This is a genomic window from Streptosporangium sp. NPDC048886 (genome assembly GCF_055586905.1).
The window spans coordinates 280839-297453 of record NZ_JBVJHH010000004.1 but is presented as its reverse complement, the minus strand read 5'-3'; the positions used below and the strand labels follow the sequence as shown (position 1 = coordinate 297453).

Below are 16615 nucleotides of genomic sequence, written 5' to 3'. Positions count from 1 at the left end.
GCCCCCTTTGGGAACGGCCGGCGGCGGTCAATAGCATGCGGGACATGACCGTCACCCACGCCCGGCGCCGCGAACGTCTCGCGGCACTGCTCCCCGCTCACGGAGCGGACGCGATCCTGGTCACCCGTGGCGTCAACGTGCGCTACCTGACCGGCCTGGCCAGCTCCAACGCGGCGGTGCTCGTCCGGGCCGACGCCCGCGCCACGCTGGCCACCGACTCCCGCTACGCCGAGGCCGCGCGGCGGATCTGCTCCGACATCGAGGTGATCGAGGAGCGCGACGTCGCCGGATCCCTGGTCGGGCTGGCCGGCCCGGTCGCCGTCGAGGCCCACCACATGCCCGTCGCCGACTACTTCCGGCTGGGCGAGGGCCTGACGCGCCTGTCCGGTGTGGTGGAGTCGGTGCGCCGGGTCAAGGACGAGGCCGAGATCGACCTCATCCGCGTCGCCTGCGAGCTCACCGACCAGGCGTTCTCCGACGTGCTGCCCCTGCTGCGGCCCGGGGCGACCGAGCGGGAGATCGCCAGGGCGCTGGAGTCCCGGATGATCGAGCTCGGCGCCGAGAAGCCCGCCTTCGACTCGATCGTGGCGGCCGGCCCCAACGGCTCGATCCCGCACCACTCGCCCTCGGACCGGCCGCTGGAGCGAGGCGACCTGGTCACCATGGACTTCGGGGCGCTGCACGAGGGCTACCATGCCGACATGACCCGGACGGTGGCCATCGGCGAGCCCGCCCAGTGGCAGCGCGAGCTGTACGACCTGGTCCGCGCCGCCCAGCGCGCCGGCCGCCGGGCCGTACGGCCCGGCGCCGCCACCGACGAGGTGGACGCCGCGGCCCGCGACCTCATCGCGGAGGCGGGTCACGGAGCGCACTTCGGGCACGGCCTCGGACACGGCGTCGGGCTGGAGATCCACGAGCTGCCGTTCCTGTCTCCGGTGAAGCCAGAGCCCGACAGCGAGCACGCTAGACTAGAGGATCGAGTTCCGGTCACCGTTGAGCCTGGAGTTTACCTCCCGGGCAGGGGCGGCGTCCGCATCGAGGACACGCTCGTGACGCGTGATGACGGACCGGAACTTCTCACACGGACGACCAAAGAGCTGCTTGTCCTTTAGAGCGGCCGTACGCAGGAGAAACTAGTGGCGACGACGAACGACCTCAAGAACGGCCTGGTGCTCAAGCTCGACGGCGGTGAGCTCTGGACGGTTGTGGAGTTCCAGCACGTCAAGCCCGGTAAGGGTGGTGCGTTCGTCCGCACCAAGCTGAAGAACGTCCTTTCGGGCAAGGTCGTCGACAAGACCTTCAACGCCGGCGTCAAGGTCGAGGTGGCCAACGTCGACAAGCGCGAGATGCAGTTCTCCTACATGGACGGCGACGACTTCGTCTTCATGGACACCGAGACCTACGACATGCTCCACGTCTCTCGGGTCGCGGTCGGCGACGCCGCCAACTACCTGCTGGAGAACATGCTGGCCACGGTGGCGATCAACGAGGGCAACGTGCTCTACGTCGACCTGCCCGCGGCCGTCGAGCTGATCATCGCCGAGACCGAGCCCGGCCTCCAGGGCGACCGCTCCACCGGTGGCACCAAGCCCGCCAAGCTGGAGACCGGCGCCGAGATCAAGGTGCCGCTGTTCATCACGACCGGCGAGAAGGTCAAGGTCGACACCCGCACCGGCGATTACCTCGGCCGGGCCTGATGTCGGCACGGGGTAAGGCGCGCAGGCGCGCGCTGGACATCCTGTTCGAGGCGGAGGCGCGCAGCCAGGACCCGCTGAGCGTCCTCGCCGAGCGCCTGGAGCGGGCCGAGCCGCCCGTCAACGAATACACCGCGACGATCGTCGAGGGCGTGTGCCGGCACCGGGCGCGCATCGACGAGCTGATCACCACCTACGCCGAGGGCTGGACGCTCGACCGCATGCCCGCGGTCGACCGCAACCTGCTGCGCGGCGGCACCTACGAGCTGCTGTGGATGCCTGACGTCCCCGAGGGCGTCGTCATCAGCGAATGGGTCAGCCTGGCCTCCGAGCTGTCGACCGACGAGTCGCCGCAGTTCGTCAACGGCCTGATGGCCCGCTTCAAGCAGCTCAAGCCGTCCCTGGCGCTGTAGCGCGTCCCGCGGGAGACCGGTCACCGGTCTCCCGCGGCCGCCCTGCCCTTCATCCCTCCTGCTACGCCCCGCGCCCGGAAAAGTCTCGATCAAGCGCGCGTACGGATCGCCCTTGGCCGGGCCCGGCGACCGCCCGGCGTAGGCTGGGTCCGTCACCGAAAGAGGAGGCGATCCGAAGTTGCATGCCGTAGGCATCTCCCGGCAGTCCGGCATCCCGGCGGTCCGCACCGCCGTCGTCTGGGACGTCCTGCGGGCAGTGCTGGCCGACAGGGTGTCCGCGACCGGGCGCGACCGGCTCGACATCGTCGACGCCGGGGGCGGCACAGGCGGCTTCGCCGTGCCGCTGGCCGAGCTCGGGCATGCCGTCACGGTCGTCGACCCCAGCCCTGACTCGCTGGCCGCGCTGGAGCGCCGTGCCGCGGAGGCGGGGGTGGCCGTGCGCGCCCTGCAGGGCGACGCGGCCGACCTGGGCGAGCTGCTCCCCGCCGACGGCGCCGACCTGGTCCTGTGCCACAGCGTGCTGGAATACGTGGAGGATCCGGTCAGTGCGCTGACGGCCATGGCCGGTCTGCTGCGCGAGGGCGGCGCGATCAGCGTGCTGGCCGCCAACCCGCTCGCCGCCGCGCTGCACCGCTCGATCACCGGCCGGTTCGACGAGGCCCGCCAGGTCCTGGAGGATCCCGAGGGCCGCTGGGGCGAGCGCGATCCCACGCCGCGGCGCTTCACCCGGGAGGCGCTGTCGCGGCTCCTGGCCTCGACCGGCTTCACCCCCGGAGAGGTCCACGGGGTGCGCGTCTTCGCCGACCTGGTGCCCAGCCGGCTGCTCGACGGGGAGCCGGGCGCCGCGCGCGCCCTGGTCGCCCTGGAGCAGGCGGCGGCGGCCCACCCGGTGCTCCGCGACATCGCGACCCAGCTGCACGTCCTCGGCCGTCGATGAGGCTTGCGTCGAACGCGTGTTCCCATAGGATGGCGCCGTGTCGAGGAAACAGCAGATGCCGCGTCCGGGGACGGACCTGGGCGCCGACGACACCGGCTGCCCGATCCTCCACGTCGACATGGACGCCTTCTACGCGAGCGTCGAGCTGCGCGAGCACCCGGAGCTCAAGGGCGCGCCCGTCATCATCGGCGCGCCCGGCGCGCGTGGCGTGGTGCTCAGCGCCACCTACGAGGCCCGGAGGTTCGGGGTGCACTCGGCCATGCCCATGACCCGGGCCCGCCGGCTCTGCCCCCAGGCGGTGATCATCCCGCCGAGCCGGGACAAATACGCCGAGGTCTCCCGGGGCGTCATGGAGATCTTCCGCACGTTCACCCCCGAGGTGGAGCCGATCGCCTCCGACGAGGCCTTCCTCGACGTCGGCGGGGCGCGCAAGCGCCTCGGCCCGCCGGCCGCGATCGCGGCGATGATCCGCGAGCAGGTCGCGCGCGAGCACGGGATCACCTGCTCCGTCGGCGTGGCCAACAGCAAGTTCGTCGCCAAGCTCGCCTCTCAGCACTGCAAGCCAGACGGCCTTCTGGTCGTTCCGGTGGACAAGGTGGTGGATTTCCTCCACCCGCTCCCGGTGGGCGCTCTGTGGGGCGTAGGGGAGCGTACAGAGCAGTCCCTGGTCCGGCTGGGCATCAGGACCGTCGGAGAGCTCGCCGGGGTGCCGCTCGCCACTCTGCAGCGCCACCTCGGCCAGGCGGCCGGCGCGCATCTGGCCGCGCTCGCCTGGGGGCGCGACGAGCGTCCGGTGACCCCGCACGTGCCCGACAAGAGCATCGGGGCCGAAGAGACATTCGCCACAGATGTGGACGACCCAGTAAAAATCCGCAGGGAGCTGCTCCGCCTCTCCGAACGGGTCGCCGCCAGGCTCAGGGAGGGCGGCCACGTGGGCCGCACGGTCAGTGTCAAGCTCCGCCGCGCCGACTTCAGCACCATCTCCCGCTCCCGGACCCTCCGGGAGCCGACGGACGTCGCCCAGGTCCTCTACGCGACCGCCTGCGACCTCTACACCGCCGCCGGCCTGGAGAAAGTCCGGCTCCGCCTGGTCGGGGTGCGGGTGGAGAACCTCCGTCCGGCCGGCGAGATCACCCGGCAGCTCGGCCTGGGAGAGCGGGAGACGGGCTGGCGGGAGGCCGAGCAGGCGATGGACCGGGCGGCCCGGAGATTCGGCCGGGATGCGGTGCTCCCGGCGTCGCTTGTACGCCCGCCGTTTGATGGAATGGATCCATGACGTCGCCTCCGGTTTGGACTACGTTGGACGTTTTCTTTCGTCTACGTCTACAGCCTCGTATTCTGGGGATAACCGACCGCGAGGTTCGGACACCCCGTGTCGTCCGTCACCGTCTTCCCCGTCCTGGGGCTGTCCTTGGGAGGCGCCGTGCCGCTCTCTGATCACGAGCAGCGCTTGCTCGACCAGATCGAGCAGGCCCTCTACGCTGAGGACCCGAAGTGGGCCAATACCGTAAGGATCAGTGATCCGCGCAGCCACTACAAGCGTCGCCTGGTGAAGGCCTCCATCGGCTTCATCCTGGGCATCGTCCTGTTGATGGTGGGCGTCGTGATCATCAACATCCCGCTCGGCGTCGGCGGTTTCGTGGTCATGCTCGCCGCGTGTCTGTGGGGTCTGTCAAGCTGGAAGCGGATGAACGGGTTCAGCGAGGCCGCCGCGGCCGCGCGGCCCGGGCAGCCGGGCAAGACCGGCCGCCGGGGCGGTCCCCGGCAGAGCTTCATGGAGCGGATGGAAGAGCGCTGGCGCCGCCGTAGCGACGAGCGCTAGGCCCTGTCCGCACGGACAGGGCCCGCCGGTGAGATGCGGCCACCGCCGTCGTGACGGCGGTGGCCGCATCTCACCGGCGACCGCGCGCCGCCCCCGTCGGGGGCGGCGCGGGCCGTCAGGCTCTCCCCGGACCTCCGCATGGCCAGAGTCCGCCGCCGGCCCCGGTGGTCAGGTTCTCCTCCCGCCGTGTCCCGTGACGGTCGGTCGGGTCCGGCGGTGGTCAGGTTGTGCTCCCGCCGGGTTCTCCGGTGGCCGGCCGGTCCTGTGGACCGGATCCCCCTCCCGCCGTGCCCCGTGACGGTCGCCCGGCCCGGCGGTTGGTCGGGTTCTCCTCCCGCCGGGCCGGGCGGCGGTCAGGCGTCCCGCCGGGCCGGCCGGCGGATCCGGAGGTTCTCCAGCCGGTCGAAGCCGTCCAACAGCCTCGCCCCCAGGCGTCGCGCCCGCAGGAGGGTCGAAGGCGGCAGCAGCACCGCGCGGATCCGCCTGCCCCGCGTCACGGCGGCCGCCAGCGCCCGCCGTACCCGGCGGAGATCATCGGGCAGTGCGTCGATGTCGCCGGGGGTCGGGGCGAAGAGCATCCGCTCCACCGCCGCCGCGACCCTGGCCACCGCCGCCGAGGACTCCTCGTCGAACCCGTACTGCTCGCTGAGGCGCCGGGCCAGCGCCCGGGGGCTCTCGCTCGGCTGCCGGGACATGCCGTAGTCGCACAGCGCGTCGTCGAGCTCGGCCCAGGCCGCGCCCACCGCGGCCACCGCGGTCTCCTGCCGGTCGGCTCTGACCGCCACCGCGCCGGTGGGGTCCGGGGCGGTCCCGTCGTCGCCCGGCGCCTCCGCCCGGCGGGAGTAGGAGCGCCGCCGGCGGGCGCGCAGCTCCCAGCGGAGCAGGCCGGGGACCAGCGCGATCAGCAGCACGGCCACGGCCCCGAGGCCGATCTGCGCCGCCAGGGGCGTGCCCTCCTCCACCGGGATCACCGCCGGGCCGATTTCACGGTCGAGGAGCTGGTCACGGCGGTTGCCGGTCGGCCGGCGGGGGGTGTCCGAGCCCGCGGAGCCGGTGGTGGGGTCCGTCGACGGCTCGCCGTCGCCGGACGTCGGGGACTGCGGCCGCGTGTAGAGCGGCAGCGTCGCACTGCCCTGCCCCGCGCCGCCGGTCGGCGTGGGCTCGAACCGCAGCCATCCCGTGCCCTCGAAGTAGAGCTCGGGCCAGGCGTGCGAGTCGTGGGTGCGCACCTGCCACTGGCCGGAGAAGTTGCTGCCCCCGGTGTAGCCGATGGCGACCCGGGCGGGGATGCCCAGGGTCCGGGCCAGCACCGCCATCGAGGCGGCGAACTGCTCGCAGTAGCCGGTCCGGCTGATGAGCAGGAAGTCCGTCAGCGCCGCTCCGCCGTGCCCCTGGGTGGCCAGGCTGTAGGTGAAGCCGCCGTCCTTGGTGAAGAAGTTCTGGAGCTGGACCGCCTGCTCGTAGCGGCTGGCGTCCCGCTCCGTCACCTGCCTGGCCAGCTCCCTGATCTGCCGGGGCAGGTCGTCCGGCAGCTGCAGGTAGCGCTTGTTGATCTCCGGGCCGGCCGGCGGCGCCGCCTTGAGCGACTCCGCCGTGGGCTTGGGCTCCCTCGTGGTGACCTCGTAGGCCAGCCCCTCGGCGGTGTCCTCGGTGGAGAACACCATGAGGGTGTCCCGGTCGGGCCGCCAGTCTCCCTCGATGCGGATCCGGCTGGCGGGGTAGGGCAGCGGCAGGAACTCCAGCGGCCCCCTGATCTGGTCGCTCACCTGGATCTTGGTGGTCGCCTCGGTGACGGGCAGGCTCATGTTCTGGCCCGGGGCGGCCGGCATCGGCCCCTCGGAGACCCGGTCCTCGGAATGGCCCTGCGCCGTCATCGTCCACTGCTCGCCGTCGAAGATGTCCAGCGCGTACAGCCGCAGGTAGCGTGGGACGTCGTCGTCAACGGTGTAGGTCAGGACGGTCGAGTTGCCCGGCAGTGAGAGCTGGCCCCGCAGGTTGACGATCGGGTTCGGGATGGTGATCGAGTTGCTGCCCTTCCCCTTGCCGTTGCCCACGCCGAAGCCGAACAGCGGGTCCGGCTCCAGGGTGGGCAGCAGCGAGGGCAGCAGGATGGCCAGCGCGATCGCGGCGAATCCGATGCGCTTGCCCGACAGTTGCAGGGTCCCGGCGTCGGAGGTGGGCTTCGGGGCGACGAACGACGGGGCCCGGCGCACCAGCACCGTCCTGCCCCAGTGGGTGACCCGCTCCCGCCCGTCGGCGGCCAGCAGCCCCAGGTAGCCCAGGGCCGCGACGATGAACGCCAGCCAGTTGATCGGCTCGGAGATCACCGCGGCCGGGACGGTGAACAGCGCCAGCAGCGGCAGCCCGGTGAGCGCGGCGTGGCGCAGCCGGGAGGCGAGCAGGTCGACCAGGATCGCGATCAGGCCGACACCGGTACAGGTCAGCAGGGTGATCCCGGTGTTGGCCGGCACCGGGGCGGCGTACCGCTGGATGTCGGCGAAGCCGGTGAGCAGCGGCTTCGCCAGCCCGATGAGCGACTCCTTGGTGGGGACCACCCACCTCCACACCTTTTCGTCGGTGAACACCGCCATCAGGTAGAACCACAGCGCTATCAGCTGGAGCAGCGTCACCACCGCGGTGGGCAGGGTGTAGCGGCTGCCCAGCATGCCGATCCCGGTGACCAGCAGGATGATCCCCAGACACGTCCAGAACCAGCTGCCGCCCTGGAAGAGAGGGTAGAGCGCGATCGCGACCGCTCCCGTGGCCGCGCCCGACGCCATGGGAAGTCTCATGAGCCGTCCCTACTGAGTGCGTATCGTCCGCGCTGCGCGGCCCCCTGCCACACGCTCGCGATCGAGGCGCCCGGGGGCAGCCGCACGATGCGCCAGCCCGTCCCGGCGAGGATCGCCTGCGCCGCCTGGTACTCCTCGTTCCGGCCGAGCTCCGGCCGCTCCCAGCCCGCCACGTCCAGCATCACGGCCACGGCGGTGACGTTGCCGTGCCGCAGCCGGGCCAGCGCCTGGGCCTGCTCCACGTCGACCCCGCCGAGCACCGCCACGATCAGGCCGTCGCCGCCGCCCTGCCGCAGCGCGCCGATGCCGTACTCCAGCGACCGCGCCGAGCTCGGCCGCACCACGGCGAGGGTGTCCAGCAGCGACCAGCTCAGCCCGGTGTCGGTGAGGCGCTCGGCGCCCTGGTCGGTGACCAGGCGCAGGCCGAGACCCTCGCGGGCCAGGTGCACGCCGATGGAGGCCGCGGCCGAGACCGCCACCTCGAACGACGAGCGGGGCCCCTCGCCCCGGTGCGCGTAGCGGCGGGTGTCCAGCAGCAGCGCGCCCCGGCTCTGCCACTGCTGCTCCTCGCGCCGCACCATCAGCTCGCCGTACCTGGCGGTCGAGCGCCAGTGCACCCGCCGCAGGTCGTCGCCCTGCCGGTATTCGCGCGGCGCGATGTCGTCGTCGCCGGCGGCGGCCACGCTCCTGGTACGGCTGTCGCCCCCGCCCGTCCACTCTCCGGAGAGGCGGATGTGCGGCAGGGGCACGACCTGCGGCGTCACCACGAGCGTGTCGCTGATGCTGAAGGACCTGGTCAGCTCGACCAGGCCGAACGGGTCGCTGATCCGGATGGTGAGCGGGCCGATGCCGAAACGGCCTCGCAGGTCGGACCGGACCCGGTAGTCGATCTCCCGGATGCCGTGCGGCTCCACCCGGTCCAGGACGAACCTGGGCCGTGCCCCCAGCGCGTAGGGCACGGTGTCCTCGATCATCAGCAGGCCGGTCGGCAGCCGGGTGACGTTCTCCAGCCGCAGTGTCACGGTGGCCTCGCTGCCCACCTCGGCCCTGGGCGGGTCCAGGCGCCGCGCGCAGCTCAGCCGGTAACGGGTGCGGGCCACCACCATCGCCGCCAGCAGCGGCAGGGAGACGATCAGCACCCCGATCCTGAGCAGGTCGTGTTCCCCGAGGAAGAAGGCGCACAGCAGCGCCGCGGCGCCGGATGCGAGGAACGACCGTCCGCGGGCGGTGAGCGCCTTGAGACCCGAGGTCACTTCGCCTGTGCCTCGGGGACGGGCACCCGGCGGATCAGCTCGGCCATCACCTGTGCGGGCATGCGGCGCTGGCCCTGGGCCTCGACGCTGGGCAGCAGCCGGTGGGCGAGGACGGGCAGGCACAGGTCCTGCAGGTCGTCGGGGATGACGTAGTCACGCCCGGCGAGCGCGGCGTGCGCCCGGGCCGCCCTGACCAGTTGCAGGGTCGAGCGCGGGGAGGCGCCGAGCCGCAGGTCGGGGCTGTGACGGGTGGCGGTCACCAGGTCGATGGCGTACTTCTTGACCGGCTGCGAGACGTAGACGCCGCGCACCGCCTCGATGAGCGCCCGGACCTCGGCGGTGGTGGCCACCGGTTCGAGCTTGTCCAGCGGGGAGGTGGCGCCGTGCACGTCGAGCATCTCCAGCTCGGCCGTGGGCTCGGGGTAGCCCATCGCGATCCGGGCGGTGAAGCGGTCGCGCTGCGCCTCGGGGAGGGGATAGGTGCCCTCCATCTCGATGGGGTTCTGGGTGGCGATCACCATGAAGGGCGAGTCCAGCCGGTAGGTGGTGCCGTCGACGGTCACCTGGTGCTCCTCCATGCACTCCAGCAGCGCCGACTGGGTCTTCGGAGAGGCGCGGTTGATCTCGTCGCCCACCACGATGTTGGCGAACACCGGGCCGGGCTTGAACTCGAACTCCCTGCTCTGCTGGTTGTAGGCGCTCACCCCGGTGATGTCGCTGGGCAGCAGGTCGGGGGTGAACTGGACCCGGCGCACCGGGCAGTCGATGGATCGTGCCAGGGCCTTGGCGAGCATGGTCTTGCCGACTCCGGGCACATCCTCGATGAGGAGGTGGCCCTCGGCCAGGAGGACCGTCAAGGTCAGGCGGATGACGTCGCCCTTGCCTTCGATCACCGACTCGATCGCCTGGCGGATCCGGTGCGCCGTGACGACCAGATCGTCGAGCCGAGGTGTGACGTCATGGGTTACTGCCACCAGGCCTCCATGAGGGTGCGGCGGTTTTGCGCCGGGGGGTCCGTATTTCGGGACCTTTGAGGTCCCTTTTCCATTGTGAGTACCGACACTACGACGCCGTGGGTTCGCGGGCGACTCTATGTGGGCATTAAGGCTGTTTCCGGGTGAACAGCCATAGTGTGCGCGCTGATCGTGGCGTTCTTGTCAGGCGGATGTGCCGATCTCGTGACAAGTACACAGCGTGCTCCACTTTCCACCCCCCTTCACCGCCGTCCGGCCGATTCCGTAATCGTCACGCCATCGGCCCCGTTGTCGACACGCCCGTGACATGTGAGGGGCCCCCTACCCCCTCCACCCCACTCCACCCTCGTTGACCTGGGAAAACGGCGCCGGAACCGGCCGTGAAGAGGCGCGGAATCAGTTGACGGTGGAGAGAAGTGGAGTATGGTGGTGCGCAGTGGAGAGCAGGGGCTACAGCGCCACGCGCTCCGCTAGGCACGGGAGGTGGGGCCGATGTTCCTCGGCACTCATCATCCGCGTCTCGATGACAAGGGACGGCTGTTCCTGCCGGCGAAGTACCGCGAGGAGCTGGCGGAGGGTCTGGTGATCACCAAAGGCCAGGAGCGCTGCCTCTACGTCTTCCCCGTAGAGGAGTTCCAGCGCATTACCGAGGCTCTGCGCACCGCGCCGGTGACCGCCAAGGCGGTCCGCGACTACAGCCGTGTCTTCTTCGCCAGCGCATCCGACGAGGTCGCCGACAAACAAGGCCGGGTCACCATCCCGCAGGCTCTGCGCGTATACGCCGGCCTGCGCCGTGACTGCACGGTCATCGGGGCCAACACACGGCTGGAGGTCTGGGACGCTCAGGCCTGGGACACCTATCTGGCCGACCAAGAGCAGGCTTTTGCCGATCTGTCGGAGGAGGTGCTGCCAGGGATTCTGTGACTCCACGGTCGACTCATCGGTGAAAACGTCGTTCGGCGAGGTCTCCACCCGCAACCACGATGCACGTCAGCTGATGCACCTTCCCCGGTGTCAGGTGACGGGCGGACACCCGGGTGCGGATGGGGACCTGGCCGGACGGCCCGGGGGTGGGGGCCAGCAAAGACACCGATGAACGCCCGCCGCGCATCCGAGCGAGGCGGCGAGAGGGGGGTTGCGCTTCATGCGCGCCGAAAACGACATGTCTGACCTGCAGGCTCCGGGCGGCCACGTGCCCGTGATGCTCGAGCGGGTGCTCGAACTCCTGGCTCCCGCCCTCACCGGCCCGGACCCCGTCGTCGTCGACGCCAACCTCGGCCTCGGCGGCCACGCCGAGGCCCTGCTGGCCGCCCACCCCGCGCTGCACCTGATCGGGATCGACCGCGATCCCACCGCCATCGAGCGCTCGACGGCCCGGCTGGCGCCGTACGCCGACCGGACCACCCTGGTCCGCGCGGTCTCCGACGAGCTGACCGGGGTGCTGGCCGAGGCCGGCCGTCCCCGCGTCAACGCCGTCCTGTTCGACCTGGGCGTCTCCTCACCCCAGCTCGACGAGGCCGAGCGCGGTTTCGCCTACTCCTACGACGCGCCTCTGGACATGCGGATGGACCGCGACCAGGAGCTCACGGCCGAGGTCGTCGTCAACACCTATTCGGCCGCCGAACTCATCCGGATCCTCCGGGATTACGGCGAAGAGCGATTCGCCCCGCGTGTCGCGCGCCTAATCATCAAGGAACGGGGCAACGAGGCCATAACGTCTACCAAGCGGCTTGCGGAGATTGTCCGTACGGCAATACCCGCCGCTACCCGACGGACTGGGGGAAACCCCGCAAAAAGGACTTTTCAGGCGTTGCGGATCGAGGTGAACGCGGAGTTGACAGCACTGGAACGCGCGCTCCCCGCCGCGCTCGACGCGCTGACGCTTGGCGGGCGCGTGGTCGTGCTCGCCTACCACTCCCTTGAGGACCGGCTCACCAAGCAGGTCCTCGCGGCGCGAACCAGGGAGACCAGCCCCCCCGGGCTGCCCGTCCCGCTGCCGGCTCACCAGCCGCGGTTCGCCCTCCTGACAAGGGGAGCCGAGCTTCCGAGCGAAGAGGAGGTGGCCCGCAACCCGCGGGCGGCCTCTGCCCGGTGTCGGGCGGCAGAGAGGATCCGTGAGGCAGTTGACGAGGAGTGAGTCGGACGTCCGCACCGCGCCGAGCCGGGGCGGGCGACCCGCGCGGGTGCCCCGCGCGACGCCGCAGGCGCGCAGGAGCAGGCCGGCCAGGACCGCGCACGCCGGCCGTCCGGCGGCCCAGGCTCCCGAGTCCCGGCAGGGACGCGCGCCGCGCGCTCCCTTCGTGCTGCTCGTCGTCGGCCTGCTCTGCGGTGGCCTGGTCAGCCTGCTGCTGCTCAACACCGTCCTCGCCGAGGACTACTACAAGGCCAACGAGCTCCGCGACGCCAACAGCCAGCTCCGCCTGAAGAAGGAGGAGCTGAAGAACGCCAACGCGCGGATGGAGATGCCCGGCGAGCTCTCCAAGAACTCCGCCAACCAGGGCCTGGAACCCGACTGGGACAAGGCCGAGGTCATCACCCCCGACCGCCCCGCCCGCAGCCGGACCGCAAGCGACGCCCAGACGCCCGCCGGGCAGGAGCGGGCGCCGGGCACGGGCCGGTGAGGGAGACCGGCGGGCGGGGCCCCGGCCCCGGCCGCGGCGGTTCCGCCGGAGGCTCCGGCCGCCGGGCCCCGGGCGGGCCCGGCCGTGCCGGCCGCCCGGGTGGCCCAGACCCAACGGGACGGCCGGGCGGCTCCGGCAGGCCCGCACGCCCGGAGGGCCCGGGCAGGCCCGACGGCGCCGACGGACCGGGCCGGCCGGCCGCTCCCGGCAGGCCGTCCGGCGCCGACGGCTCCGGCAGGTCCGGCGCCCAGGGTTCCGGTAAGGCGCGTCCCGACGGCTCCGGCAGGTCCGGCGCCCAGGGTTCCGGTAAGGCGCGTCCCGACGGCCCCGGCAGGTCCGGCGCCCAGGGTTCGGGCAAGGCGCGTCCCGACGGCTCCGACGGCCAGGCCAGGCCCGCGGGCCCGGGCCGGGCGCGTACGGACGGTCCCGGCAGAGCGCGTTCCGACGGCTCCGGCAGGTCCGGCGCCCAGGGTTCCGGCAGATCCGGGGGACCGGCGGGGACGGGCAAGGCGCGTTCCGACGGCTCCGGCAGGCCGTCCGGCCCGGCGGGGACGGGCAGATCCGGCCCCTCGGGCAGGTCCGCGCGCCCGGAGAGGCCGGGCAGGCCGTCGGGGCCCGAGGCGCCGCGCAGGCCGCGCAGCTCCCCGCGCCCGGAGACGCCGCAGCCCGCGCCGGGGCGGATCCGTCCCGGCGCCGGACAGGACGCCGATCCGGGCCGTACGGCGGGCCGGGGCGGGACGGGCGGCAGGCCGCCCCGGCCGCCGGTGCGCCCGCCGGCGGTGCTGCACCTGGGCAACCCCGGCAGGCGGATCAACATCGGCCTGATCGCGATGACCTTCGTGCTGTCCATCTTCGCCGGCCGGCTGATCCAGCTCCAGGGCCTGGACTCCAAGGTCTACACGGCGGAGGCGGCCGAGCAGCGGGTGCGGGACGAGAAGCTGACCGCCCGGCGGGGCTCGATCACCGACGTCAACGGGCACGAGCTCGCGCTGACCGTGGAGGCACGGGAGATCTTCGTCGACCCGGCGGAGGTCGACCCGCGCAAGCGCGACCAGGTGGCCACGGTCCTGGCAGCCGAGCTGAACCAGCCGAAGGAGCAGATCGCCGCCAAGCTCGGCAACTCCGGCAGCCGCTACCAGCAGGTGGCCGCCGCCGTCGACCCGTCCGTCGCCCAGCGGATCATGGAGCGGATCGCCGAGCAGAAGCTCAGCGGTGTCGGCAGCAAGCCCCGCTACCGGCGCGACTACCCGGGCGGCGACCTGGCGGGCACCCTGCTGGGCTTCGTCGGCGACGACGGCACGGGCCTGAGCGGGCTGGAGAACACCTACAACAAGCTGCTCGCCGGCCGCGACGGGGAGCAGGTCATCGAGACGGGCCGTGAGGGGCAGCACATCCCGATGACCCGCAGCACGCTCCAGGCGCCCGTGGAAGGCAGGGACGTGCGGCTCACCATCGACCGCGACGTCCAGTGGGCCGCGCAGAAGGCGATCACCGACCAGGTCGGGGCCACCGGTGCCCGCACCGGCAGCGTCATCGTCGTCGACGTGCCGACCGGCCAGGTGGTCGCCATGGCCAACGCGCCCGAGCTCGACCTGAGGGCCTGGGAGAAGACCGCCCCGGAAGACTGGGTCAACCGGTCGGTGACGGACGTGTTCGAGCCGGGCAGCACCAACAAGGTCATCACCGCGGCGGCCGCCCTGGAGTCGGGGGCCGTGCGGCCGGAGACGGTGTTCAAGGTCCCCGACAACATCAGGTGCGCCGACCGGGTGCTGCGGGACTCCCACCCGCACCCCGTGGAGCGGCTGACCTTCTCCGGCGTGGTCGCCACCTCCAGCAACGTCGGCACGATCCTCGCCTCGCAGCGGGTCGGCGACCAGCGGCTCCACGAGATGCTGCAGCGCTTCGGGTTCGGCGCCAAGCCGGGCAGCGGCCTCCTCGGCGAGGAGGCCGGGCTCCTGCCGGACTGGAAGAAATGGTCGGGCAGCCAGCGCTGCACGATCGCCTACGGCCAGGGCGTCTCGGTGACCGCGCTCCAGACGGCCAGCGTCTACCAGACCATCGCCAACGGTGGCACGCGCGTCACCCCGCAGGCCGTGGCCGGCACCACCACCGAGAAGGGGGTGTTCGTGCCGTCCGCGCCGGGCAAGCGGACCCGGGTGGTCAGCGAGCGCACGGCCCGGGAGGTCACCGGGATGCTGGAGGCCGCCGTCAGCGAGGAGGGCACCGGCAGTCTCGCCGCCATCGAGGGCTACCGGGTGGCCGGCAAGACCGGCACCGCGATGCGCTACGACCCCAAGTGCCAGGGATACTGCGGCTACACCTCGACGTTCGTCGGCTTCGCGCCGGCGGACAAGCCCCGCCTGGTCGTCCTGGCGGTCGTCCAGGACCCTCACAAGGGCTACTACGGTGGGGAGATAGCCGCCCCGGTCTTCAAGAAAGTGATGACGTTCGCGTTGAAGAGCAAGAAGATCCCACCTACCGGAACGACGCCGTCCTCGGTGCGGATACGCGCCGGGGAGTGATGAGGGAAGGTACGCTCTCGCCGTGCGTCCCCCGTTGTCCATGCGACCGTCAACCAGTTCACCCCGTCCGCTCTCGGGGCTGGCGAGCCTGCTCGGCGCGCCCTCCGGCACCTCGCGCGCCCCGCTGGCCGCGGTGTCCGGCATCACCATCGACTCGCGCCAGGTCCGGCGCGGAGATCTCTACGTCGCGCTGCCCGGGGCCCTGTCCCACGGCGCCGACTTCTCCGCCCAGGCACTCGCCGCCGGAGCCGCCGCCATCCTGACCGACGAGGCGGGCCGGGCGTCGGCGGTGGCGACCGGCCTGCCGGTCCTCGTCGTGCCGGACCCGCGCGGCGTGCTCGGCGAGGTCTCCGCCTGGGTGTACGGCAGGCCCGCGGCGGACGTGATGGTGATCGGCGTCACCGGCACCAGCGGCAAGTCCACCACCAGCTTCCTGCTGGAGGCCGGGCTGCGGGCCGCCGGCCACAAGGCGGGGCTGATCGGCGGTGTGGAGATCCGCGCCGGCGAGCTGCGCTTCGTGCCCAAGCTGACCACGCCGGAGGCCAGCGACCTGCAGGGCCTGTTCGCCCTCATGCGCGAGCACGGCGTAACGGCCGCCGCGATGGAGGTCTCCAGCCACGCGCTGGCGCTGGGCCGCGTCGACGCGGTGTTCTACGACGTCGCGCTGTTCACCAACCTCTCCCAGGACCACCTGGACTTCCACAAGGACCTCGACGACTACTTCGCGACCAAGGCCCGGCTGTTCACCCCCGAGATGAGCCGCGCCGGCGTCGTCAACGTCGACGACGCCCACGGGCGCGAGCTCGCCGCGATGAGCAAGATCCCGATCACCACCTTCTCCGCCGAGGGCGCCCCCGAGGCCGACTGGCGGGCCGTGGACGTGCGTCTGGGCAGTGAGGGCAGCTCCTTCCGCGTGGCCGGCCCCGGCGGCGTCGAGGAGGACGTGACGGTGGCCCTGCCCGGCCCGTTCAACGTCGCCAACGCGCTGGGCGCGATCGTCTCCCTCGTGGAGGCAGGGGTGCCGCTGCGGGCCGCGGTGGCGGGCGTCGGCACGCTGGCCGGGGTGCCCGGCCGGATGGAGCGGGTGCCCGGCGGCGAGGACTTCCAGGCCATCGTCGACTACTCGCACAAGCCCGGAGCGGTGGAGTCGGTGCTGCGCTCGCTGCGCCAGGTCACGACCGGCCGGCTGACCGTGGTGCTGGGCTGCGGCGGCGACCGCGACCGCGGCAAGCGCCCCATGATGGGGGAGGCCGCCGCCCGACTGGCGGATGTGGCCATTCTCACCAGCGACAATCCCCGCTCGGAGGACCCGCTGCGGATCCTCGCCGAGATGATGAATGGAGTCCTCGGCGTGTCTCAGGACGAGCGCGCCCATGTGATCATTGAGCCGGACCGGGCCGCGGCCATCGACCTGGCGATCAGCCGGGCGGGCTTCGGCGACGTCGTCGTCGTGGCGGGCAAGGGCCATGAGCAGGGCCAGTATGTCGGGGACGAGGTGCTCCCGTTCGACGACAGGCAAGTGGTGGCCGACGCGATCGTCAGAAGGCGGAACCGGACCGGGCGCCGAAGCACATATGGAGAGTAGGT

General features: G+C 72.1%; 14 protein-coding genes. 11 read left to right on the top strand and 3 right to left on the bottom strand.

Features of this window, described 5'->3' with window-relative positions; genetic code table 11:
• The first annotated feature begins 44 nt into the window (after positions 1-44).
• The 6 genes from ACZ6R6_RS07075 to ACZ6R6_RS07050 all read left to right on the top strand — a co-directional run bounded on the left by ACZ6R6_RS07075 (position 45) and on the right by ACZ6R6_RS07050 (position 4866).
• Positions 45-1112 (top strand): M24 family metallopeptidase, encoded by a 1068-nt coding sequence (locus ACZ6R6_RS07075; RefSeq protein ID WP_470090858.1) that lies wholly within the window; start codon positions 45-47, stop codon positions 1110-1112.
• A 24-nt stretch (positions 1113-1136) separates the two neighbouring features.
• A complete protein-coding gene (gene efp / locus ACZ6R6_RS07070) occupies positions 1137-1697 on the top strand; it encodes an elongation factor P (RefSeq protein ID WP_306857746.1) in 561 nt (186 codons plus the stop codon).
• Positions 1697-2107 carry a transcription antitermination factor NusB gene (nusB, locus tag ACZ6R6_RS07065; protein ID WP_306857747.1) on the top strand — a complete coding sequence of 137 codons (411 nt, stop codon included), beginning with the start codon at positions 1697-1699 and terminating at the stop codon, positions 2105-2107. The genes efp and nusB overlap by 1 nt, the downstream gene beginning before the upstream one ends.
• A 178-nt stretch (positions 2108-2285) precedes the next feature.
• Complete coding sequence (locus ACZ6R6_RS07060; protein ID WP_470090856.1) at positions 2286-3044, top strand: methyltransferase domain-containing protein; 759 nt, start codon at positions 2286-2288, stop codon at positions 3042-3044.
• A gap of 55 nt (positions 3045-3099) precedes the next feature.
• Entirely contained in the window at positions 3100-4320 is a 1221-nt protein-coding gene (gene dinB, locus ACZ6R6_RS07055) for a DNA polymerase IV (RefSeq protein ID WP_470090899.1), read from the top strand.
• Between the two features lie 147 nt (positions 4321-4467).
• Positions 4468-4866: a DUF3040 domain-containing protein gene (locus ACZ6R6_RS07050; RefSeq protein WP_470090897.1), complete on the top strand. Its 399-nt coding sequence runs from the start codon at positions 4468-4470 to the stop codon at positions 4864-4866.
• 353 nt (positions 4867-5219) lie between these two features.
• Here the strand turns inward: ACZ6R6_RS07050 and ACZ6R6_RS07045 are convergent, their stop codons facing one another.
• The 3 genes from ACZ6R6_RS07045 to ACZ6R6_RS07035 are packed head-to-tail and all read right to left on the bottom strand — an operon-like array spanning position 5220 to position 9885.
• The gene (locus ACZ6R6_RS07045) at positions 5220-7658 is read right to left on the bottom strand and encodes a transglutaminase TgpA family protein (RefSeq protein WP_470090854.1); all 2439 of its coding nucleotides are present in this window, start codon (positions 7656-7658) and stop codon (positions 5220-5222) included.
• A complete protein-coding gene (locus ACZ6R6_RS07040) occupies positions 7655-8911 on the bottom strand; it encodes a DUF58 domain-containing protein (protein WP_470090852.1) in 1257 nt (418 codons plus the stop codon). The genes ACZ6R6_RS07045 and ACZ6R6_RS07040 overlap by 4 nt, the downstream gene beginning before the upstream one ends.
• Positions 8908-9885, bottom strand: coding sequence for an AAA family ATPase (locus ACZ6R6_RS07035; RefSeq protein ID WP_470090850.1), 978 nt, complete (start codon positions 9883-9885; stop codon positions 8908-8910). Before ACZ6R6_RS07035 ends, ACZ6R6_RS07040 begins: the two co-directional genes overlap by 4 nt.
• A 492-nt stretch (positions 9886-10377) precedes the next feature.
• Between ACZ6R6_RS07035 and mraZ the strand changes: the two genes are divergently transcribed.
• The 5 genes from mraZ to ACZ6R6_RS07010 all read left to right on the top strand — a co-directional run bounded on the left by mraZ (position 10378) and on the right by ACZ6R6_RS07010 (position 16613).
• Positions 10378-10809, top strand: coding sequence for a division/cell wall cluster transcriptional repressor MraZ (gene mraZ, locus ACZ6R6_RS07030; RefSeq protein ID WP_451933911.1), 432 nt, complete (start codon positions 10378-10380; stop codon positions 10807-10809).
• Positions 10810-11029: 220 nt separating this feature from the next.
• Positions 11030-12022, top strand: a complete 993-nt coding sequence (gene rsmH, locus ACZ6R6_RS07025; RefSeq protein WP_470090849.1) for a 16S rRNA (cytosine(1402)-N(4))-methyltransferase RsmH — start codon at positions 11030-11032, stop codon at positions 12020-12022.
• Positions 12000-12506, top strand: a complete 507-nt coding sequence (ftsL, locus tag ACZ6R6_RS07020) for a cell division protein FtsL (protein WP_470090847.1) — start codon at positions 12000-12002, stop codon at positions 12504-12506. Before rsmH ends, ftsL begins: the two co-directional genes overlap by 23 nt.
• A gap of 779 nt (positions 12507-13285) precedes the next feature.
• Positions 13286-15028 (top strand): peptidoglycan D,D-transpeptidase FtsI family protein, encoded by a 1743-nt coding sequence (locus tag ACZ6R6_RS07015; RefSeq protein ID WP_470090895.1) that lies wholly within the window; start codon positions 13286-13288, stop codon positions 15026-15028.
• A 40-nt stretch (positions 15029-15068) separates the two neighbouring features.
• On the top strand, positions 15069-16613 hold the full coding sequence (locus tag ACZ6R6_RS07010) for a UDP-N-acetylmuramoyl-L-alanyl-D-glutamate--2,6-diaminopimelate ligase (protein WP_470090893.1): 1545 nt from the start codon (positions 15069-15071) through the stop codon (positions 16611-16613).
• Positions 16614-16615 lie beyond the last annotated feature (2 nt).

What these genes read in the sequence shown, in the direction of transcription:
- ACZ6R6_RS07075 (WP_470090858.1), top strand. Translation starts at nt 45, where the DNA reads ATGACCGTCACCCACGCCCGGCGCCGCGAACGTCTCGCGGCACTGCTC.
- nusB (WP_306857747.1), top strand. Translation starts at nt 1,697, where the DNA reads ATGTCGGCACGGGGTAAGGCGCGCAGGCGCGCGCTGGACATCCTGTTC.
- dinB (WP_470090899.1), top strand. Translation starts at nt 3,100, where the DNA reads ATGCCGCGTCCGGGGACGGACCTGGGCGCCGACGACACCGGCTGCCCG.
- ACZ6R6_RS07045 (WP_470090854.1), bottom strand. Translation starts at nt 7,658, where the DNA reads ATGAGACTTCCCATGGCGTCGGGCGCGGCCACGGGAGCGGTCGCGATC.
- mraZ (WP_451933911.1), top strand. Translation starts at nt 10,378, where the DNA reads ATGTTCCTCGGCACTCATCATCCGCGTCTCGATGACAAGGGACGGCTG.
- rsmH (WP_470090849.1), top strand. Translation starts at nt 11,030, where the DNA reads ATGCGCGCCGAAAACGACATGTCTGACCTGCAGGCTCCGGGCGGCCAC.
- ACZ6R6_RS07010 (WP_470090893.1), top strand. Translation starts at nt 15,069, where the DNA reads ATGCGACCGTCAACCAGTTCACCCCGTCCGCTCTCGGGGCTGGCGAGC.